The organism is Nesterenkonia alba DSM 19423 (genome assembly GCF_000421745.1).
Lineage (GTDB): Bacteria > Actinomycetota > Actinomycetes > Actinomycetales > Micrococcaceae > Nesterenkonia > Nesterenkonia alba.
In genome coordinates, this window is the sequence record NZ_ATXP01000008.1 from 50,760 (window position 1) to 72,099 (window position 21,340).

18 protein-coding genes are annotated in these 21,340 nt (G+C 63.7%); 11 read left to right on the forward strand and 7 right to left on the reverse strand.

Annotation, left to right across the window (positions count from 1 at the left end):
- Positions 1-6: 6 nt before the first annotated feature.
- From H578_RS0107405 to H578_RS0107430, 6 genes are all read left to right on the forward strand, one after another.
- Entirely contained in the window at positions 7-1,332 is a 1,326-nt protein-coding gene (locus H578_RS0107405) for an enolase C-terminal domain-like protein (protein ID WP_022873059.1), read from the forward strand.
- A gap of 91 nt (positions 1,333-1,423) precedes the next feature.
- Positions 1,424-2,206 (forward strand): GntR family transcriptional regulator, encoded by a 783-nt coding sequence (locus H578_RS14025; RefSeq protein ID WP_084710064.1) that lies wholly within the window; start codon positions 1,424-1,426, stop codon positions 2,204-2,206.
- A 168-nt stretch (positions 2,207-2,374) separates the two neighbouring features.
- Positions 2,375-3,673, forward strand: coding sequence for an extracellular solute-binding protein (locus H578_RS0107415; RefSeq protein WP_022873061.1), 1,299 nt, complete (start codon positions 2,375-2,377; stop codon positions 3,671-3,673).
- Between the two features lie 41 nt (positions 3,674-3,714).
- The gene (locus H578_RS0107420) at positions 3,715-4,656 is read left to right on the forward strand and encodes a carbohydrate ABC transporter permease (RefSeq protein WP_022873062.1); all 942 of its coding nucleotides are present in this window, start codon (positions 3,715-3,717) and stop codon (positions 4,654-4,656) included.
- A 3-nt stretch (positions 4,657-4,659) separates the two neighbouring features.
- Positions 4,660-5,610 carry a carbohydrate ABC transporter permease gene (locus H578_RS0107425; RefSeq protein ID WP_022873063.1) on the forward strand — a complete coding sequence of 317 codons (951 nt, stop codon included), beginning with the start codon at positions 4,660-4,662 and terminating at the stop codon, positions 5,608-5,610.
- 65 nt (positions 5,611-5,675) lie between these two features.
- Complete coding sequence (locus H578_RS0107430; RefSeq protein WP_022873064.1) at positions 5,676-8,015, forward strand: glycoside hydrolase family 3 N-terminal domain-containing protein; 2,340 nt, start codon at positions 5,676-5,678, stop codon at positions 8,013-8,015.
- A gap of 106 nt (positions 8,016-8,121) precedes the next feature.
- Here H578_RS0107430 and H578_RS0107435 read toward each other — a convergent pair whose 3' ends face one another.
- From H578_RS0107435 to H578_RS0107465, 7 genes are all read right to left on the reverse strand, one after another.
- On the reverse strand, positions 8,122-9,417 hold the full coding sequence (locus H578_RS0107435; RefSeq protein ID WP_022873065.1) for an ABC transporter substrate-binding protein: 1,296 nt from the start codon (positions 9,415-9,417) through the stop codon (positions 8,122-8,124).
- A gap of 28 nt (positions 9,418-9,445) precedes the next feature.
- Positions 9,446-10,729, reverse strand: a complete 1,284-nt coding sequence (locus tag H578_RS0107440; RefSeq protein WP_022873066.1) for an ABC transporter substrate-binding protein — start codon at positions 10,727-10,729, stop codon at positions 9,446-9,448.
- Positions 10,730-11,050: 321 nt separating this feature from the next.
- The gene (locus H578_RS0107445; protein ID WP_022873067.1) at positions 11,051-11,974 is read right to left on the reverse strand and encodes a DUF6807 domain-containing protein; all 924 of its coding nucleotides are present in this window, start codon (positions 11,972-11,974) and stop codon (positions 11,051-11,053) included.
- Entirely contained in the window at positions 11,967-13,127 is a 1,161-nt protein-coding gene (locus tag H578_RS0107450) for a Gfo/Idh/MocA family protein (protein WP_022873068.1), read from the reverse strand. The genes H578_RS0107445 and H578_RS0107450 overlap by 8 nt, the downstream gene beginning before the upstream one ends.
- 52 nt (positions 13,128-13,179) lie before the next feature.
- On the reverse strand, positions 13,180-14,181 hold the full coding sequence (locus tag H578_RS14030; RefSeq protein ID WP_051130826.1) for a 3-hydroxyacyl-CoA dehydrogenase family protein: 1,002 nt from the start codon (positions 14,179-14,181) through the stop codon (positions 13,180-13,182).
- On the reverse strand, positions 14,178-15,134 hold the full coding sequence (locus H578_RS0107460) for a sugar phosphate isomerase/epimerase family protein (RefSeq protein WP_022873070.1): 957 nt from the start codon (positions 15,132-15,134) through the stop codon (positions 14,178-14,180). The genes H578_RS14030 and H578_RS0107460 overlap by 4 nt, the downstream gene beginning before the upstream one ends.
- Positions 15,135-15,287: 153 nt before the next feature.
- Positions 15,288-16,217, reverse strand: a complete 930-nt coding sequence (locus H578_RS0107465; RefSeq protein ID WP_022873071.1) for a sugar-binding transcriptional regulator — start codon at positions 16,215-16,217, stop codon at positions 15,288-15,290.
- A gap of 153 nt (positions 16,218-16,370) precedes the next feature.
- Here H578_RS0107465 and H578_RS0107470 point away from each other — a divergent pair, with 153 nt between their 5' ends.
- The 5 genes from H578_RS0107470 (at position 16,371) to H578_RS0107490 (ending at position 21,332) form a co-directional block, all read left to right on the forward strand.
- Entirely contained in the window at positions 16,371-18,101 is a 1,731-nt protein-coding gene (locus H578_RS0107470; protein ID WP_022873072.1) for a dihydroxyacetone kinase family protein, read from the forward strand.
- Complete coding sequence (locus tag H578_RS0107475) at positions 18,098-18,583, forward strand: ribose-5-phosphate isomerase (protein WP_022873073.1); 486 nt, start codon at positions 18,098-18,100, stop codon at positions 18,581-18,583. Before H578_RS0107470 ends, H578_RS0107475 begins: the two co-directional genes overlap by 4 nt.
- 106 nt (positions 18,584-18,689) lie before the next feature.
- A complete protein-coding gene (locus H578_RS0107480; RefSeq protein WP_022873074.1) occupies positions 18,690-19,718 on the forward strand; it encodes a sulfate ABC transporter substrate-binding protein in 1,029 nt (342 codons plus the stop codon).
- Positions 19,718-20,533, forward strand: a complete 816-nt coding sequence (gene cysT, locus H578_RS0107485) for a sulfate ABC transporter permease subunit CysT (RefSeq protein ID WP_022873075.1) — start codon at positions 19,718-19,720, stop codon at positions 20,531-20,533. The genes H578_RS0107480 and cysT overlap by 1 nt, the downstream gene beginning before the upstream one ends.
- Positions 20,523-21,332: a sulfate ABC transporter permease subunit gene (locus tag H578_RS0107490; RefSeq protein WP_028464055.1), complete on the forward strand. Its 810-nt coding sequence runs from the start codon at positions 20,523-20,525 to the stop codon at positions 21,330-21,332. Before cysT ends, H578_RS0107490 begins: the two co-directional genes overlap by 11 nt.
- The last annotated feature ends 8 nt before the right edge of the window (positions 21,333-21,340 follow it).

Below are 21,340 nucleotides of genomic sequence, written 5' to 3' on the forward strand. Positions count from 1 at the left end.
CACACTGTGACAACAATCTCCGCAGTAGAGACCCAGGACGTCCGCTTCCCCACCTCCCTGGAGTTGGATGGTTCCGATGCGGTCAATGTGGACCCGGACTACTCGGCGGCCTATGTGCGTCTCATCGCTGAGAACGGTGAAGAGGGCCACGGCCTGGTCTTCACCCTCGGGCGCGGCAATGAGGTCATCATCTCTGCGATGCAATCCTGCGCCCAGCGGCTGATTGGACAGGATCTCGACGCCCTGCTGGGTGACCTCGGCGCGGCCTCGAAACGCCTCATCCACGATTCCCAGATGCGCTGGCTGGGCCCGGAGAAAGGGGTCAGCCACATGGCCGCAGGTGGTCTGGTCAACGCCCTGTGGGATCTGGCGGCACGGCGTGCCGGCCTGCCCCTGTGGCGGTACCTGGCCCAGCTTCCGGCCGAGGAGATTGTGGCCGCTATTGACTTCACCCACATCTCTGATGCGCTCTCCCCGGATGAGGCCCTGGAGATCCTGCGTGCCGGCGAAGAGGGTAAGGCCCAGCGCATTGAACAGCTGGAGGCCGAAGGCTACCCGGCCTACACCACCTCGCCGGGGTGGTTGGGGTACAGCGATGAGAAGATGCTGCGCCTGAGTCAACAGGCAGTGGCCGAAGGGTTCGACCTCATCAAACTCAAGGTCGGTGGCGACGTCGAATCCGACCGCCGGCGTCTGCGCCTCATCAGAGAAGCCCTCGGTGAGGACATCAAAGTCGCCATCGATGCCAACCAGCGTTGGGATGTGCCCGAGGCGATCGAGTGGCTCAACCAGTTGCAGGAGTACTCGCCGTGGTGGATCGAAGAACCCACCAGTACTGATGACATTCTCGGCCACGCTGCTATTCGACAGGCCATTGCTCCGATGAAGGTCGCCACGGGGGAAGCGGTTCACAACCGCATCATCTTCAAACAACTTCTACAAGCCGGTGCCATCGACATCATGCAGATTGACTCCACGCGGGTCGCCGGGGTTAATGAGAACCTGGCGAACCTGCTGCTGGCCAAAAAATTCGGAGTCCCCGTCTGCCCTCACGCGGGCGGTGTGGGGCTATGCGAACTGGTCCAGCACTTCTCCTTCTTCGACTACGCCGCCGTCTCCGGTACCCAGGAGAACCGCTACATCGAATTCGTCGATCATCTCCACGAGCACTTCACCGAGCCGGTGGTCATCCGCAACGCGCGGTACCAGGCTCCGCAGCAACCCGGTACTGGCGCGCAGATGCACGCGGAGTCCCGCACGCGGTGGAGCTTCCCCCACGGTGAGGGCTGGCAGCAGGTCGCCGACCGGGCGGCAGTGACCCGGACCGGTTGAGCGCGCCCGCGGGTGAGGTGGAGCCGCCGCGTATACTCCACTGCACCTCATCACACCCGGTTCACCCTCAGATGCCCACGAGCGGGAGGTCATGGAAGCAATGCCGCGGCGGTCCTCTGACGCAGAAGCCCAGGGTCACCAGATCCCCCTGATTGGTGCCACCAGCGGAACGGCGAACACACAGAGCGCCGAGGAGGCGACTCCGTACGAGCGGATCAAAGCGATGATCCTCTCCAATGCGATTCCGCCGGACACCAAACTGACCATCGACCAGCTTGCACGCGACCTCGGCGTCTCCCAGACGCCTATCCGGGAAGCCCTCCAGCGATTGGAAGGCGACCGGCTGGTGGTCTCCAAGAAGCCCCGAGGTATCTGGACCACCCCGCTGTTGGACGGGCGGGAACTGATGCACCTGATGGAGGTGCGGCTGTTGATGGAACCGTGGGCGGTCAGCGTGGTGAGCACCGATCGGGCCGTCAATCCGGGACGGAAAATGCTCGCCGAGATCGAACGCTTTGCCCACCTGCCGAACGGGCGGCACGAAGGCTACGAACTGGCCTCGCACGACGTCGCCTTCCACGACATGATCTTTGACGCGGTGGGGAATGGCTTCCTCCACGATGCTTTCCGTCACCTGCACGCCCATTTACACCTGTTCCGCCTCTACCCAGCCGACCTCGACGGCACCCACACGATTGAGGAGCACCGGGCGATCGCCGAGGCCGTGCACCGGGCCGATCCTGAGGCCGCGGCAGAAGCGATGCGTCATCACATCTTCGAAGCGATGGACAGGTTCTCCAGTGGGCTCAGCACCCCAGGCGGTCACGGGCGTTTCCACGACGTGCGTACCGGCGTCCTCCGCCACCCCGAGTGAGGCTCTTAGGCGTTACCAAACTGATGTAACGAAGGTCATAGTGGGAGCTTGACAGAAGCTCCACGAGCTATTTAGTCTCACGGTAAGACGAAATGTGGGCTATACCACGTCCCCGCCGAAGGAGGCGGAAGACGGACCCGCATGTTCTGACCGAAAGGAACCCACGCAATGGCGCGTACACCATCCCCCACAGCCTGTATTGCAACCCTCTCCGCAGCCTCTCTACTCGCCTTGACCGCTTGTGGTAACGGCGGAGGAGACGGTGACGGCGGTGACGCCAGTGCCTGGATCCTCACTGGAGGAGGCTGGCCCCAGATCGAGGATGACTTCGAACGCTGGAACGAGGAGAACCCCGATCAGGCGATCTCCGTCGAAGCCTATGAGAACGACGCATACAAGGAGCAGATTCGCACTGCGGTGGGTGCCGGCGAGGCACCCACACTCATCATGTCCTGGACCGGTGGGGCATTGCTGGAATATCTCGAAGGCGAGCGCATCATCCCGCTGACCGAGCACACCGCAGAGCTTGAAGACCGCATCCATGACTCCGTTTTCCAAAACGGTGTCATCGACGGCGAAACCTACGCGGTCCCGCTCAACGACGTGCAGCCGGTGGTGCTCTACTACAACCAGGAACTCTTCGACGAGGTAGGCATCGAGGTGCCCCAGACGTGGTCTGAGGTCGAAGAGGCCATTGACGTTTTCAATGACAATGACATTGCGCCCTTCTCTCTGGCTGGGGGATCGGTCTGGCCGGCATTGATGTGGCTGCAGTACCTCACCGACCGCCACGGAGGGGAGGAACAGTTCACCTCCATCATCGAAGACGGTGCCAGCTGGAACAATGAATCCGTTCTCTTCGCGCTGGAAACCATTCAGGAACTCGGAGTCAACGGTGGGTTCATTGACACCTACCAGAGCATCTCTGCCGCACAGAATGAAGACGCCCAGCTGCTGGCCGATGGCCAAGCCGCCATGCTGCTGCAGGGCTCCTGGGTCTACGCCACGGTGAATGACGATTTCCCAGAGTTCGCTGAATCCGGGAACTTCGGTTTCACCACCTTCCCGGTGCTCGAAGACGGTCAAGGAGACCCCAGCAACATCGTGGGCAACCCGGCGAACTACTGGTCGGTCTCAGCCGACGCCGACGAAGCCTCTCAGGAGGATGCACTCGCCTACCTCAGCGAGCACCTCTACAACGACGAGACCGTTCAGAACATGCTCGACGCCGGCTCCCTGCCTCCCCTGGAAGGTATCGAGGACCAGATCGCCGAAACCGAGGACGCCGACTTCCTCGAATTCGCTAACGAGCTGGTCTCCGAGGCCAATCACTTCCAGCTCAGCTGGGACCAGGCGGTGATGCCCGAACACGAGCAGGCGCTCATGGACAACCTCTCTGACATCCTCAGCGGCAACATCACCCCCGAGGAATTCGCAGAGAACATGGACGCAGCCACCGGGGTCTGACCGCACGTGAGTGACCATCCAGCCAGACAGAAGCGGAGCCGATGACTGCTACCCCCAAAGTCCAGGCTGCTGACGCGACGCGCAGCGGGCAGCGCTCGGTGAAGGTATCCCGGCAGGGACCCTCTTTCATCATGGCGTTGCCCGCTGTGGCGCTGTTCGGCTTCTTTGCCCTTGTTCCCCTCGTTGGCGTCGTCGTCATCTCCTTCTTGGAGTGGAACACGGTGCGCGGCTCGATCGAGTGGGTCGGTACCAGCAACTGGGAGTTCGTGCTCGGAGATCGAGACTTCACCTGGCGGGCCCTGCAGCTGACGGTGATGTTCGTCATCGGTTCGTACCTGTTTCAGGCCCCGGTGGCGCTGCTGCTGGGTGTGTTCATGGCAGGTCAGCAGAAGTACCGCGCGGTGCTCTCAGTGCTTTACTTCCTGCCGCTGCTGTTCAGCTCGGTGGCCGTGGGGTTGACCTTCCAATCATTGCTGTCGCCGAACTACGGGATCTCCGCGGCCCTGGATTTCTTGCCACTACCTAACGACTGGTTGTCTAACCCGGATCTGGTCATGTGGGTGATGATCTTTGTGGTCGGCTGGTGCTTCATCCCTTTCCACGCGTTGCTTTATCAGGCCGGTGTGCGCCAAATCCCGGAGACAATGTATGAGGCTGCCACCATTGATGGAGCTGGACGTATGCGGCAGTTCTTCTCCATCACCCTTCCGCAGCTTCGCTACACGATCATCACCTCATCCACTCTGATGCTGGTTGGCTCGCTGACCTACTTCGATCTCATCTACGTGCTCACCGGTGGCTCTCCGGCCAATGCGGTACGGATTCTGCCGTTGGATATGTACATCGAGGGGTTCAGCTCTCACAACTTGGGCAACGCCTCGGTGATCGCCGTGCTGTTGGTCACGATCGGATTGACCATGTCGCTGCTGCTCAACAAACTCTCCGGCTCCACCAAGATGGAGTCCGATAAGGCAGGTGCCTGACCGATGACTCATGCAGCTTCTACGGAGACCCGTCACCCTGATGCCGGACGGGCTCTGGATCCGACCCAGCCCGATGGCGGCGTCGAAGGCACCAAAGGGTTCGGCTCCACCGGACGGGGCACGAAGCCAGTCAAGCCGTATCAGTCGCGCAACGTCATCGGCGGCGTGCTGGGTTGGGTGTGGTTGGGCGTCATTATCCTGCCCATCTACTTCATCGTCATCACCTCTTTCCGTACCCGACAGGACTTAGCGTCGAATAACCAACTGGTTCCCACCACGGAACCAACGCTGACCAACTTTCAGCGGGTCATTGAAAATGACTTCTTCCACTTCTTCACCAACTCGGTGATCGTCACGCTCTCCACGGTGACGGTGGTGCTGGCTGTCTCCGTGATGGCTGCCTACTACATCACCCGCTCCACCAGTTGGGGTGGATCCCGAATCTTCCAGCTCATCCTGCTGGGTATCGCCATCCCCGTGCAGGCAACGATCATTCCGGTCTACTACCTGATTCAGTTTCTGGGGCTCTATGACTCCTTGTGGGCGCTCATCCTGCCGCAGATCGCTTTCGCGATTCCGCTGAGTGTGCTCATCATCGTCAACTTCGTCCGGGACATCCCCAATGAGCTCTTCGAATCGATGCGGGTCGATGGTGCAGGGGAGTGGACGATCCTGACCTCTTTGGTACTGCCGATGGCCAAGCCGGCACTGATGACCGTAGGGATCTACCAGGCGCTGCAGGTCTGGAACGGGTTCCTCTTCCCCCTGGTGCTCACGCAGTCCCGGGACGTGCGGGTGTTGCCGCTGAGCCTGTGGGAGTACCAGGGCCAGTTCGGTGTCGATGTCCCGGCGACCTTAGCCGCCGTGGTGCTGTCTGCGGTGCCGCTGTTGGTCGCCTATATCTTCGCCCGGCGTTATATCGTGGCCGGGTTGACTGCCGGCTTTAGTAAATGACCCGACGACGTCGATTCGCGCAGGGGAACAGCTCTTCCCTGGGCTGACGAGATGAGGAGTGTGGAATGGCCGAGCGTGTAACCGGACCTTGGAATGATCGGTCGCTGTCTGCTGCGGAGCGGGCGGAAGCCCTGCTGGCGCAGATGACCCTGGAGGAGAAGGTCTCGCAGCTCGGCGCCCACTGGGAGATGCGCCAAGACGAAGAGGCCCAGGGTGAGGTCGCGCCTATGGAGGATGCGATGTCCTCCGGCAAGCTCCCTTTTGACCAGGAGATCGTCGACGGCCTGGGGCACCTGACCCGCACCTATGGCACGGTGGCGCTTTCTGTGCCCGAGGGGGCTGCGGATTTGCGGCAGCGCCAGTCGGCGGTCATGGCCGCGAATCGATTCGGTATCCCCGCCATCGCCCATGAGGAGTGCCTGACCGGGTTCACCGCCTACCAGGCCACTGTCTATCCCACCTCGCTGGCCTGGGGTGCGACCTTCAACCCCGGGCTCATCGAGGAGATGGCCTCGCACATCGGGGCCGATATGGCCGCGGTGGGAGTCCAGCAGGGTCTGTCTCCGGTGCTCGATGTGGTCCGTGACCCCCGATGGGGCCGGGTGGAGGAGACCATCGGTGAAGACCCCTATGTGGTCGGTACCATCGGCACCGCCTACGTCAAAGGCCTGCAGAAGGCCGGTATCGTCGCGACCCTGAAGCATTTCGCCGGTTACGCCGCCTCCCGGGCAGCCCGCAACCACGCGCCGGTGCACATCGGGAGGCGCGAACTCATCGACCTGATCCTCTTCCCCTTTGAGATGGCCGTACGGGAAGGCAAAGTCGGCTCGGTGATGAACTCCTACGCCGACATCGATGGAGAAGCCCCGGCTGCCTCCCGGTGGCTGCTCACCGAAGTCCTGCGTGAGGACTGGGAGTTCGATGGCACTGTGGTGGCCGACTACTGGTCGGTCGCTTTCCTGGAGAAGATGCACCGTGTGGCGGCCGATCAGGCTGAGGCTGCACGGCTGGCCGTCTCCGCTGGACTGGACATTGAGCTGCCACACACCGGCAGCTACCGCACCCTCAGCGAGCAGGTCCGCCAAGGACTGGTGGAGGAGTCGGTGATCGACACCGCCGCACGGCGGGTGTTGCAGCAGAAGGCTGAGCTCGGTCTGCTCGATGAGGGCTGGGAACCGGCCATCGATGAATCCGTGAACCTCGACTCGGAAGAAAACCGCCGTCTGGCGCGACAGGTGGCCCGCCAATCCCTGGTGCTGCTGTCGAATGACGGAACCCTGCCCGCCAGCCCAGAGAAACTGGCTGGCAAACGGATCGCCGTCGTCGGACCCTCTGCCGATCAGCCGCGCACCATGATGGGCTGTTACTCCTTCCCCAACCACGTGCTGGCCAAGTACCCCGAGGGAACTTTCCCGCATAAGGGGATTGGTGTGCCCATGCCCTCAATCCTCGATGCGCTGCGCGAAACCTACGACGACGCCGAGGTCACCTACTCCTTCGGTGCTCCGATCACCAGCTTCGACGACTCACAGATCGCCGCCGCTGCCCACGAGGCAGCTGCTGCTGACCTGGCCGTGGTCACCGTGGGAGACCTGGCGGGCATGTTCGGTGCCGGCACCTCCGGTGAAGGGTGCGACGTCGAAGACCTCAAACTCCCCGGGGCTCAGCAGGAGCTGGTGGAGGCCGTACTGGCCACTGGAACGCCGGTGGTGCTGGTGCTCATCACGGGGCGACCCTACGCACTGGGTGCGATCGCAGAACAGTGTGCGGCCGTGGTGCAGGGCTTTTTCCCCGGTGAAGAAGGGGGACCGGCGCTTGCCGAGGTGCTCAGCGGGGTAGTGGAACCCACCGGGCGGCTGCCGATCGGCATTCCCGCACACCCCGGGGGCCAGCCCGCCGGCTACATCGCCGCACCCCTGGGTCAGAACAGCCAGGGGGTCTCCAATCTGGATCCCACGCCGTTGTTCCCCTTCGGTCACGGCATCAGCTACACCACCGTGGAGTACCGCAACCTGCACGTCGAATCAGCAGAGATCGCCGTGGACGGGACCGTGAATGTCACGGTCAATGTGGCTAATACTGGCGACCGGCCCACCGAGGAGGTCGTCCAGCTCTACTTCGGTGACCGCAACGCCCAGGTGGCGCGTCCGGTCAAACAGCTGCTCGCTTACGCGCGAGTGCCCCTTCAGCCGGGGGAGACCAAGGAAGTGACCTTCTGGGTGCATGCTGACCGGTTTGCCTTCACCGGGGTCGACTACCGGCGGATCGTTGAGCCCGGAATCATCGACCTCTGGGCCGGGCCCAGTGCCGGGGAGTTGCCTCTGGCCGGTCAGCTAAACCTCACCGGGGAGATCCGGGAAGTCACCGGCCACCGCGTGCTAGACACCCCCGCCCGGATCAACTAAGCAGGACAAGCTCCGGCCAGCACGCATTCCAATAACTCTCCGGTCAGCGTGAGGGCCCTGCGGATGAGATCCGCAGGGCCCTCACGTATGGGGTGGGCAGGAGGTGTCAGCTGATCGCGGCCTCGATTTCAGCCACCATTTGCTCGGCGGCTTCTTCCGAGCTCAGGCGCTCAAAGATGACCTCTTCCTCGTAGCGGAAGATGATCCCCTGTACTGAGCCGAAACCCTCTGGCGGGATCGGCGGGTTGTCACTGACCTCGTCTTCTAAGCTGGAGTGGAACTCAGCGATGAGCTGCTCGTCTTCATCGAGTTCCGCGGCTGCGGCTTCCTGGAGATCCACGTTGGCCGGGACCCCTCGGTCGTGACCATTGATCGCCGCGACCTCTTCGCTGTTCATCATGAAGTCAACGAACAGCTGTGCCTCTTCGGGGTGGTCTGAGCCAGAGGCCACCGAGTAGAACATCGCCGGCTTATAGAACAGTTCCCCGTCTTCAGCATTGCCGGTCAGAGTGGGGAAGCGGATGGGCAGCACGTCGACTTCCTCCGTTCCGGCACCGCTGGCACCGGTGTACCACTCCACGTGCATGGCCGCCTGGTCGGTGAGGACCATGGACTGCTCCTGAGCGATGCCGCGCTCCTCAGCCGCTTGAGCAGCCGGTGGCATGGCACCGGACTCGGTCATCTCCAACAGCATGTCGAAGTAGGGAACAGCATCTTCCGGTTCGAGGTCGAGATCGCCGTCGTCGGTGACGATGTCCTTGCCTGCGTGCTGACGAAGCCAGACTTCGAATCCGAAGTCTCCGAACGGTCGGGACATCCCATAGGCCTCTGAGTTATCGCTGATCTGCTGGGTGATCTCGCGAAAGTCGTCCCAGGTCCAGGTCGAATCGTCGGGGAATTCCACTCCGGCCTCATCGAAGACGTCCCGGTTGGCGATGATGGAAGCGACGGTACTGCCAGTCGGCACCCCGTAGAGGTCCCCTTCGATCATCCCTCCTTCGAGAACCGATTCCGGAATACTGCTGACGTCGACGTCCTCGAGCGGAATGAACTGCTCATTGTCGAAGTACTCCCGCATGTAGCGCAGTTCCATCTGCACCACATCGGGTAGGTCGCCGGCGGCGGCCTGGGTAGCCAATTGGTCCCAGTAGCCGTCCCAGTCACCGTATTCCCCACTGACGCTGATGTGTGGGTGTTCAGCTTCGAAGAGCTCAATGATCTCTTCAGTCGCCTGGTGGCGCTCTTCGCCGCCCCACCACGTAAAGCGGAGCTGGACCTCCTCTTGCTCACCGCCTGCGTCGTTGTCGTTCTCCCCATTGCCGTTGCCGCCGCAGGCAGTCAGCCCCAGCGCGAGCATGCTCACCAGGGCGGCGCCCTTCATCACGGTGCGAGTGGATCTCATGATGTGCTCCTGTCGTATGCCGCTGGCATTAGCTCAGCGCGGACTCGATTTCGCCGACCATCTGCTCGGCGGCTTGTTCAGGGGTGAGGTTGCCGAAGATGACCTCTTCCTCGAACCGGAAGATGATGTCCTGCACGGCACCGAAGCCCTCCGGCGGAACCGGAGGAATGGGGGAGACTTCCTCGGCAATGGACTCCTGGAAGTCCACAATGACTGAGGCTCCTTCATCCAGCTCCGGCAGGATCGCTTCGCGGACCTGCTCATTGGCGGGCAGGCCCCGGTCGATACCGGTCAGGCTGCCGGCCTCCTCATTGTTGATGAGGTAGTCGATGAACAGCTGCGCCTCTTCAGGGTGGTCTGAACCGGCCGAGACGGAGTAGAACATTGCCGGCTTGTAGAACAGCTCGGCATCTGAGGCATCTCCGGTCAGAGTGGGGAAACGCAGCGGCTCCAGGTTCACGTTCTCCCCACCGGAGAGCTGCATGATGACGGTGTCCCACTCGATATACATCGCCGCCTGGCCAGTGACCACCAAGGTTTGCTCGTGGGCGGCGCTGCGGTCCTCCGAGGCCAGCGAAGCCGGAGCCATCTGACCGGATTCATTCATCTCAAGCAGCAACTCGAAGTACGGCTGGGCGTCTTCGGCGGTGAGGTCGACGTCGCCGTCGTCGGTGACGATGTCCTTACCGGCGTGCTGGCGCAGCCATACCTCGAAACCGTAATCACCGAAGGGGCGGGCGAAGCCGACGGCCTCCGAGTTGTCGCTGATCTGTTGGGTGATCTCGTGGAAGTCGTCCCAGGTCCAGGTGGTGTCATCGGGGAAATCCACGCCGGCTTCGTCGAAGACCTCCCGGTTCGCCACGATCGCCGGAACCGTACTGCCTGAGGGGATGCCGAAGAGCTCCCCGTCGATGATGCCGCCTTCGAGAACGCCTTCGGCAACATCGCTGACGTCGACGTCGTCGAGGGGGATGAACTGATCGCTGTCGATGTACTCGCGCATATAGCGCAGTTCCATCTGGATGATGTCCGGCAGGTCACCGGCCGCTGCCTGCGTGGCTAGCTGGTCCCAGTATCCGCCCCACTCGCCGTATTCAGGCTGGACGCTGATGTGGGGGTATTCCTCTTCGAAGTTGTCGATGATCTCCTGGGTGTAGTTATGGCGGCTTTCGCCGCCCCACCAGGTGAAGCGCAGCTCGACATTCTCCTGGTCCCCGTTGGACTCGGCATCTGCCGCTCCGCAGGCTGTCAGGCCCAGGGCCGCAATCGCGATACCGGCGGGGATCATCATCCCCTTCTGTGGACGCGCCATCAGTGTCTCCTTCGTCAATGCGCGAGTGCCTTCGATGACACCCCATCAATGGTGTGACTCACATTACAGTGGGGGTAATCACATGTCAATGAACATATGTTCACATCTGGGGGTCGGTGGGGTGGGGAAGGATGAGACGCAGAAGCAGGGAGCGTGCGGGAGCGAGGCTGGCGCGATGGCGATGTGCGCAGTTGTAGGGCGAAGCGGTGAGTAATGGCGATGCGGTGAGTATCCAGGGCCGGGTGGAGGCGCCTTGGACAGACGGACGCCCCGAGGAGCCGTTGCTCGCTCGGGGCGTCACGGGGCGACGTCGTGTGCGTCTTACACACTCAACTGCTGGGCTAACTGACGAATGGACTCCGGGCTGTGGACCCCGTTGATGAAGGCGAAACGGTGCTCCAGGTGAAGGGAACCACCGTGAGGCAGGTGGATCTTCTCGTCGAAGGCCGGGGATTGGCTGGCCACGGTAAACGGAGTGGTACGGGTAAACCACTTCACCGGCGGCACGTGAGTATCCGCACTGGAGGAGGAGCCCTTAAATGCGAGGACAGTCCCTCCGCCGTCGAGTTCATCGTGCTCAGAGCTGAAGGCCACCCAGTCAGGTTCACTGCTGCCCATCAGGGCGTCTTCACCGGTGCTGCCGTCAGAACCGATGAGCGTACATCCGGTCCAGGACCGCGGGCCCCGCCAAAACCAGCCGGTGTAGCCGGCATTGGGGCGCCCAGCGGTGGTGGGACTCCCTAACGGGATCGTGCTGCCGCGCACATTGGTCAGCGTGGTGCTGAAGTCCACCGCCCAGACACCGCGTTCGGTATCCAAGGAGTGGAAGCGGTGAACCCGGTGCTCATCCACCCAGTGCTCCCCATGAATGGTCACCCACTGCAGGGATTCATCGAGCGTGACGACCTCACCGCCGGCCGGTGCAGTGGCGAAGCCGGTGTGACGCATCGATCCGGTGTTCTTCAGATGCCGGTAACCATGCTCAGCTGAGAATGTCGGCCCGCCCCAGAAGTTCTGGTCATCGACGTGGGACCAGGTGAACTGCAGACCCACGTGCCAGCGGTGATCCCACGGACGGCGGACGGCGGCCGGGCCCCCGTCGAGGAACCGCACCGGATAGAGATACGGCTTGGGTGCTTCCCGCTGTGCAGTCTCCGGCCGGTACACATACCGGGTGAGTTCGGTACCGCCGCCGCGCAGGATGACCTCGGTCTCGGTGGTGGAGACCTCGAAGGCATCAGCCATGGGTGGCCCCCTGAACTGCCGGGCTCGTTGGGCGCTGAAGCCGGTAGACATGGGCTGGATTGTGCATCCCCGTGTAATAGGTGCCCTGCCGAGCCAGGTCATGGCGGGTGACGGTCCGCCCGGTTTCAGCTGACTCGTAGAGCGCAGCGATGAACTCCAACACCCGTCGCCCGTCATCACCTGAGGCGCGAGGGCGCTGGCCACGTTCCATCGAATCCAACAACTCGCCCAGCTGCTGGATATGCGAAGAGGGGATGTTCTCCTCCGGCACCCAACGTTCCACCACCTGGGTGTCTTCGGCCCGGTGCGGGGCCGGAGTCCACCGCCAGGAGGTGTTGTCGTAGCCGTAGACGTGCTCGACCTCCACGGTGGCATCGGTGAAGTCGAACCGCAGGTAGGAGGACTCCCGCGGGGAAATCACGCTATTGATGACTGAACCGACCGCCCCGGAGGCGAACTTCACCATCGCCAGGGAAACATCCTCGGTTTCCACGTCACGGTCCAGGACTTCGGCCCGGGCGGTGACCTCGCTCCAGTCACCGAGGATCTCAAAGAGTAGATCCATCTGGTGGATGCCGTGCCCCATGGTGGGGCCGCCCCCTTCGGTCTCCCACTTTCCACGCCACGGCACCTCGTAGTACTCGTGGGTGCGGAACCACAGGGTGTGGCACACCGAGACCAACGGCCGGCCCAGGGTGCCCTCCTGCACGTGTCGACGCAGCCGCTGCGCGGCCGAGCCGAACCGGTGCTGGAAGACATACGAGGCGTAAGGGCCGGCGGCACCTTCATAACCGGCGACCTCGTCGTATTCGGCCAGGGAGAGCATGGGTGGCTTCTCACACCAGACCCAGGCGCCGGCCTGCAACCCGGCGATGACAACATCGCGGTGGGCCACCGGCGGAGTGCAGACCACCAGCAGGTCCGGCTTCTCCGCGGCCAAGAGTGACTCCGCGTCCGGGTACCGTCCGGGGATCTGCCACTCATCGGCGACGGTGTTGAGCCGATCGGCACTGACATCGGCCGCAGCGACCACCTCCACCCGGTCCTGATGGGCTTTCAGCGCGGGCAGGTGCTTGTAAACGGCGATACCGCCGGTGCCGATGAGTCCCACGCGGATCTTGGCGTGGGATGTGCTCTCAGCAGAGGTGGACATAGTTCTCCTGTTCCTGGTGGGTGGAATGAGGTGAGATGACGTGCGGTGGGGGTCAGGCGGCGTCGTCGGTGTGTCCTGGCTGCCAGGGTGGGGAGGCCTGCGGGGCAGGGCCGAGCTCGCGCAGTAGCTCCCCCATACGGGCATAGGCCCGATTGCGGTAGCGCACGACGTCGGCAGCGGTCTCCTCAGGAAAGTCACCGGTCCAGCCGGCGCCATTTTTGAGTCCGTGGCGCCCCTGACTGACCGCCTCCCGGAGTAACTCCGGCCGGCTCATCCGAGATCCGTAGGCCTCGGCGAGGGTGCCAAAGCCGTTGTTGTACACATCGAGACCGGCCTGATCGGCGATGGCGAAAGGTCCGAAGAAACCTAGTCGGAAACCGAAGGTGGTCCGCACGATGGTGTCGACATCCTCCATGGTGGCCACCTGCTCTTCAACAATGGAGCAGGCCTCCTTCAATAGGGCGTACTGCAGTCGGTTCAAAGCCATCCCCGGCCGATCGGCGACCTGGGCTCCCTCTTTGCCAGTGCGTTGCAGTAGATCCTTCACCGCGGCGATGGCCTGCGGACTGGTGGCTTCCCCGGCGACCAGTTCCACCCCGGGGATGAACGGGGCCGGGTTGGAGTAGTGCACGGTGAGGAACCGTTCTGGATGCTGTACGGCCGGGGCGAGCACCGCCACCGGGATCGTGGAGGTGTTGGTGCCGATGATCGCCTCCGGGTCGGCGTGAGCTGAGATCCGTGCCAGCACCTCGGTCTTGACCTCCGGGGATTCGAAGACCGCCTCTTCGATGAAGTCCACCCCGGCCACTGCGGTCTCCAGGCTCTGCCCCGCGCGCAGGTGCTCAGCGATCGTGGCTGCCGCCCCTGAGGGGTAGAGGCCCTGGTCCTCGAAGTCTTCAGCCTCACGGAGCAGCCGCTGCAGACCCCGCTGGGTGGCCTCCGGGTCGACGTCGACGATTGTGGTGTCCAGCCCGGCCAGTGCCAGGGTCTGGGCGATTCCTCCGCCCATGTAGCCGGCGCCGACGACGGTCACGGTGTGGATGGACTCTCTCATGGGGTGTCAGTGCTTTCTGTGGTGCGGGAATGAGGCGGCAGGGCCGAGCGTAGAACCTGGCGGATGTAGTCCCGGTTCTCCGCACAGACCCCGATGGAGTCAGAGCCGTAGTGCTCACAGCAGAAGGGGCCGGTGAACCCCAGTTCCAGCGCCCGCCGGATGACGGCCCGGTAATTGATGATTCCGTGCTTTAAGGGAACCGGGGCGGAGTGGTAGCTGCCGGTCGCCGGGTCTTCATCCCGGATGTAGTTCTTGATGTGCCAGAAGTTCGTATAAGGCAGTACGGCCTCAAACATCTCGCCATAGGCGGGCATGGGGCGGTGCAGACGGATGAGGTTACCCAGATCCGGGTTGAGCCCGACGGCGGGGTGGTCAACATCGGTGACGAACTCCACCGCTTTTTCCGGGGTGCCAATGAAGGTGTCCTCGTACATCTCCAGGCTGATCTCGATGCCGATCTCGGCAGCGTGCTCGGCCAGTTCGCGGATCCGGGCCACGGCCAGTGGGCGCAGGGCGGGGTCATCGTGGTGGCCTTCGGCCAGCCAGAACCACAGCGCCCGCTGTTGAGCCTCGGTGAGGGCCTGCATGAACCCGGTGTTGACAATGGTGGCACCGAACTCGGGGGCCAGGTCGATGAGTCGGTGAGCCCCGGCGAGATTCTCCTCTCCGTGCGTGGCATCTACCACGGAGCTGCGCGTCATGGAGATCGAACTGATGCTCAGCCCCTGGTCGGCCAGGACCTGTCGGAACTCTGTGAGCCGATTCTCCCTCAGGCGGTGCAGGGGGAGCCAGGCATCTGTGGGGTCGATATGGGTGAACCCGAGTTCACGCACCTGCCGTAGGTGATCGGCCCACACCGAGGCGGGAGCCTCGGTGAGAGGAGTGCCGTCTGCGGTCTGCCCGCCGAAGGGGAGCATATTGCAGGCGATAGGCCACGCATCCGCTGTGAACATCTGTTCCTTTCCAAATGTGCAGATGCTGAATATCTTCTGGTAACCCACATCACATTGTCAAGACGTGGGGTGAGGAGAGGTGGCGGCGTCGGCCCCTTCTGGGACCCGCGGACCGCACGGTGAGGGGTGTCGCAGGTGTGGATGCAGTCGGTGTTACAAGGAGCGGTCGATAGCCCGGGCGGTCACTTCATCGGTGACCAAGACGGTGAACCAGCCGGTCTTCGCCGCGACCAGGATGCTGGGGGCCTTATGTGTGCCCACTGCCGCAGCAATCCGATGGGGGACGGCCCGCAGGGTCTCACCGGGGATGCGCACCATGCGTTCATTGCCGGGGAAGGTCACCTCGTGGCCCTCTTGGTCGAAGAAAGCCAGGCAGACATCACCAATGGACTTGGCGAGATTCGGATGATCCCGCGGCACGGTGCGGGCGATGGACTGCCGGGACAGTGGTGGAGCGCCGACGCCGATCAGTGCGACCTTCGCCGAGGCCCAGTCCTCTTGGATCTGCTGGAACCCCGGATCGTCCTGGAGGGCCTCGAGGAGCGCCTCGGAGGGAAGTGATGGAGCGAAGAGGTAGTGCGGATACCCTCCGGAGGTGGCGGTGAACATCCGCACCACTTCATTGGTCTGGTGCCAGGGGTCGGGTTCGGCCTGTCCGCCGACAGTGGGGGCCACGATGACTCCGGAGAAATTGCCGAGCCGCTGCTGGGCCAAGGCGTAGGTCGTTTCCCCGGAGGCGATGAGCATGACATCCCCGGTCGTCAGACCCGTGGTGGACAAGGCTTGGCGCGTGGCGGAGCCCAGTCCCAAACCCATGCGGGTGGACTGGTCTCCGGGGGCGATGTGGACAGCCTCGAGCTGCAGCGCTTTCTTGAGTCGCTGGCTGAGCTCATCGGTGCGGTTGGCTGTGGGGCGGTGCACTGTGATCTCCACAATGCCGGCCTCGCGGGCTTCGGCGAGCATGCGGCTGACCGAGGGGCGGGAGACGTTGAGCTGTTGGGCGATCTCCGCCTGGGTGGCGCCCTGTTCGTAGTAGAGCTGGGCGGCACGGTAGAGCCGATCGGTCTCTGAGATGGTGTTCACCGCCTCCCTGTGGATCAGTGGGACTGCCGATGAGCGTCATCGTACACCGCAGAGTGAACACATGTTCATTAACGAGTGTTCTGAGCGTGATAGGCTGACGTCTGTAGTGATTCCCATCACATAACATGCCTGGTCAGTGAAGGAGTCAAGGCGATGACCGTCATCTTCAACGATCCCGCCCGGTTCATGGAGGATCAGCTTTCCGGCTTCCTCACTCTCTATGGGGACCGATTGCGCGGGGTCGACGGCGGCGTGGTCGTACCCGATGTCGCTTCCCGGGGTGAGGTGGCAGTGGTGCTCGGTGGCGGGTCCGGGCACTATCCCGCCTTCGCCGGACTGGTTGGGCCGGGCTTCGCCCACGGCGCGGTGGTCGGCAATATCTTCACCTCCCCCTCAGCTCGTTGGGCCTGCACCGTCGGCCGAGCCGCCGACGCCGGCCGCGGAGTGATCTTCACCTTTGGCAACTACGCCGGTGACGTCATGAACTTCACCCTCGCGGCCCGTCGTCTGGCCGAAGAAGGCATTGATGCCCGGCTGGTCATCGTCACCGACGACATCGCCTCCGCGGACGATCCCGCACAGCGCCGCGGAATCGCCGGGGATTTCACCGTCTTCAAGGTACTTGGCGCCGCCGCGGCCGAGGGACTGGACCTCGATGCGGTACAGCAGGCCGGGCAACGAGCCAATGACGCCACCCGCACCCTGGGGGTGGCCTTCTCCGGATGCACGATGCCCGGTGCCTCCACGCCCCTGTTCGACGTGCCGGAAGGACACATGGGTCTGGGGCTGGGTATCCACGGTGAGCCCGGCATCGAGGACGTTCCGTTGATGAGCGCCGATGAGCTGGCCGAACTCCTCGTCACGCGTCTCCTAGCGGAGACTCCGCCTCAAGCCACCGGAGGCAAGGTGGCCGCCATCCTCAACGGACTCGGCACCACCAAGTACGAAGAACTCTTCCTGCTGTGGGGAGCGATCGCCCGGCTGCTGGCCGCTCAGGGGCTGGAGGTGGTGGAGCCCGAGGTCGGAGAACTGGTCACCAGTCTCGATATGGGCGGCTGCTCGTTGACGCTGATGTGGCTCGACGAGGACCTCGAACGGTGGTGGCGAGCTGACGCCTACACCCCCGCGTTCCGTCGAGTGGGCCGTGGCCTGCCGGGGCCCTCCGATCCGGCAGCCTCCACCACGGAGGGTGACCCACTGGAGTCCATCCCGCAGGCCAGCCCTGCCGGAGCAGAATGTGCAGCCGCGATCCGCACTGCAGTGGTCGATATCGCTGAGATGGTGGCCGCCTCCAGTCAGGAGTGGGGACGTATCGATGCGGTCGCCGGGGACGGGGACCACGGCCGCGGCATGCTGCGCGGGATCCGGGCTGCTGAGGCGGCCATCGCCGAAACGCCCACGCACGCCGGACCTTCCGCGCTCCTGCGTGCCGCTGGACGAGCATGGGCCGACGACGCCGGCGGCACCTCCGGAGTGCTCTGGGGTGCGGCACTGGAAGCTGCAGCCGGCACACTCGATGACCAGGCGCAGCGTTACACCGCCACCGATGCAGCCCACGCCGCAGACGCCTTCCTCGCCGCGATGAAGGAACTCGGCGGGGCCCAACCGGGAGATAAAACTCTCCTTGATGCGGCCGGGCCCTTCACCGAGGCGCTCCGGGCGGGCCTTCATGCCGGAGAGGGCTTGCATGCCGCCTGGAGCCAGGCCGCCACGGAGGCTGAACGTGCCGCTGGTGCCACCGCCGAGCTACGCCCTGCCGTGGGACGTGCCCGACCCCTGGCGGAGAAAAGCATCGGTACCCCGGACCCCGGGGCGATGTCGATGGCCGCCATCCTGGCCGCCATCGGCAGACACATCGCAGACACCAAGGAGGCGGGGCATTGACGGAATCGGGGCAGCAACGCCTGAGAATCGTCGTCGGGTCCGACGACGCCGGATACGACTACAAGGAAGCCTTACGGGCCGATTTCGCTGCCGATGACCGGGTCAGCGAGGTTATCGATATGGGGGTCGGCTCCGATGAAGCCACTCCCTACCCGAATATCGCCATTGCTGCGGCGGAGAAGATCGCCGCCGGGGACGCCGACCGGGCCCTGCTGATCTGCGGCACCGGACTGGGGGTGGCGATCTCCGCGAATAAAGTTCCCGGTATCCGGGCGGTGACCGCCCATGATTCCTACTCGGTGGAACGCTCCGTGCTGTCGAATAACGCCCAGATCCTCTGTATGGGGCAACGGGTCGTCGGCCGGGAGCTGGCCCGGAAGCTCGCCGGCGAATGGCTGGATTACCACTTCGACCCGCAGAGCCCCTCGGCGGCCAAAGTTGAGGTCATCACCGGTTATGAGCAGACCGGCACCTGCTGTTGATCTGCGGAAATATGCGTATGACGTTGCGTGACGACATGTAGCGTCACCTTCGGCCTGCTGTTCTAGCGTGTCCCGGGATTACCCGGTGCGCTCAAGGAGGACACGCATGGCCCGGACAGCTCGCCGCCGCGCGGCGGCACTGCGCGGTGCCGGCAGTCTGCTGGCCCTCGCTACGCTGGTCGGCTGCGCCGCCGGCGGGGGAGAGAACCAGGTCACCATCGTCGGATTCGCGGTACCCGCCGAGGCCAACGAGGCCGTCGGCGAGGCTTTCGCCGCCACCGAGCAGGGCCAGGGTGTCACCTTCGCCACCTCCTACGGCGCCTCCGGGGACCAATCCCGGGCTGTGGCCAACGGTCTGCCCGGGGAATTCGTTCACTTCTCGATCGAACCCGACGTCACACGGCTCGTCGAGGCCGGCATGGTCGCCGACGACTGGAACGCCGCAGAGAACCGCGGCATGGTGACCGACTCCGTCGTCGTCCTGGTGGTCCGGGAAGGCAATCCGAAGAACATCACCGACTGGGAAGACCTTGCCCGTGAGGATGTCGGCATTGTCACCCCCAACCCCGGCTCCTCGGGGGCGGCCCGCTGGAACATTCTGGCCGCCTGGGCCTCAGTACTGCAGTCCGGCGGGAACGAGGACGACGCCGCCGAGTACATGGAGCAGCTCATCAGCAACGTCCACGCCTTCCCCGGCTCCGGACGGGATGCCACCACCGCATTCCTCGACGGCACCGGAGACGTGCTGCTCTCCTATGAGAACGAGGCCATTCTGGGCCGTCAGGCTGGTGAGGACTATGACTACATCGTCCCCGACCGCAGCCTGCTCATCGAGAACCCCGCGGCAGTGACCGAAGATGCACCCCAGGCGGCCCACGACTTCCTCGACTTCGCTTTAAGCCCCGAAGGCCAAGCAATCTACGCCGAATACGGATTCCGTCCGCTGCGGCATCTCGCCGACGAGGTCGAGATCGGCGAGATCGACGGCGTCAATGATCCTGCCGATCCATTCCCTGAGGTGGAGGAGTTGTGGACCATCGATGAGCACTTCGGCGGCTGGGACGCCGTCGTCGAGGAGTTCTTCGACACCGACGGTGTCATCACCGAGATCATCGAAGAATCGGGGATGAACTAATGCGCGCCTCCACCCTGAAACCTCACTCCACCCTGACCCGCCCGGCTTCGGTGGCCCTGGGGGTCTCCGTGCTGTGGTTCTCCCTGCTGGTGCTGCTGCCCTTAGCGCTGGTGGTGGTCGCCTCAGCCGAAGACGGCTGGGCGGTGTTCTGGGGAACCCTGACCAATACCCAGACTGCCAACGCCATTCAACTCACCCTCACCGCCGCGGCGGCAGCCACTGCGGTGAACATGGTGATCGGCACCCTCATCGCCTGGGTGCTGGTCCGCGACCGGTTCCCCGGCAAACGGCTCGTCGAACTGCTCATCGATATTCCCTTCGCCCTGCCTTCCCTGGTCGCCGGATTGGTGCTGCTGAGCCTCTACGGTCCCAACAGCCCATTGGGGATCAATGTGCTCGGCACCCCGTATTCAGTGTTCCTCGCCGTGCTCTTCGTGACCCTGCCGTTCGTGGTCCGCACCGTGGAGCCGGTGCTCATCGAACTCGATACCGACGTCGAACAGGCCGCCGAATCCCTCGGTGCCTCCCGGGTCACGACGTTCCGCAGGGTCGTGCTGCCGGCACTGACCCCCGCCATCGCCGCAGGGGCCACGCTCTCCTTCGCCCGTGGGGTAGGAGAGTTCGGTGCTCTCACACTGCTGACTGGCAACCGGCCCAATGTCTCCGAAGGTGCCCCCATCCGTATCCAGTCCTACTTAGAAACCGATAACACCGCCGCCGCCGCGGCTGTGGCGGTTTTCCTCCTGCTGGTGGCCCTGACCGCCATCGGAGTCTTCGATGTGCTCTCGCGGAAGGTGACCCGGCATGCGGACTAGAACACCGGCATCTGTGGTTCGTATCGGCGTCGTCGTCATCTATTTATTTCTGCTGGTCGGCTGGCCGATGGGCCGGGTGGTCCAGGAGACCTTCTTCACCGGAGAGAACTACCTGACCATGGCGCTGGCAGACCCCTCGCTGCGCAATGCCGTGTGGGTGACCCTGGCCGCTGCGGGCTGCGCGGTGGTGTTCAACACGGTGCTTGGTGTGACCCTGGGCATCCTGCTGGTGCGCTACCAGTTCCCCGGCAAACGGCTCCTTTCGGCCCTGGCGGATCTGCCCACCTCGGTCTCCCCGATCGTGGTGGGGCTGGCCTTATTGCTGGCCTACGGGCCGGTGCATGGAGTCCTCGGAGCGCCCTTGGCCGAAGCCGGAGTCCAGCTGATCTTCTCCTTCCCCGGGATTGTGCTTGCGGTGACATTTGTCTCCCTGCCGCTGGTGCTGCGCGCGGTGATCCCGGTGCTACAGGAGATCGGCACCGACCAGGAAACCGCCGCCCAATCCCTGGGAGCCTCCGGTGGACAAGTGCTGCTGCGTATCACCCTGCCCTCGATCCGCTGGGCCGTCGCCTACGGGGTGGTGCTCACCCTGGCTCGGGCCGTGGGCGAATTCGGCGCGGTGCTGGTGGTCTCCGGCGGCATCGTGAATCAGACCGAGACCGCCACGATCGCTGTCCAGCGGCTTCACCAAGGCTTCGAGACCGGGCAGGCCTACGCTATCGGGTTCCTGTTAGCCCTGGTGGCGGTGGCTGCCCTGGTCATCGTGACCATCCTGCGTCCCCACGAACGCAACGACTGAAGGAGAAC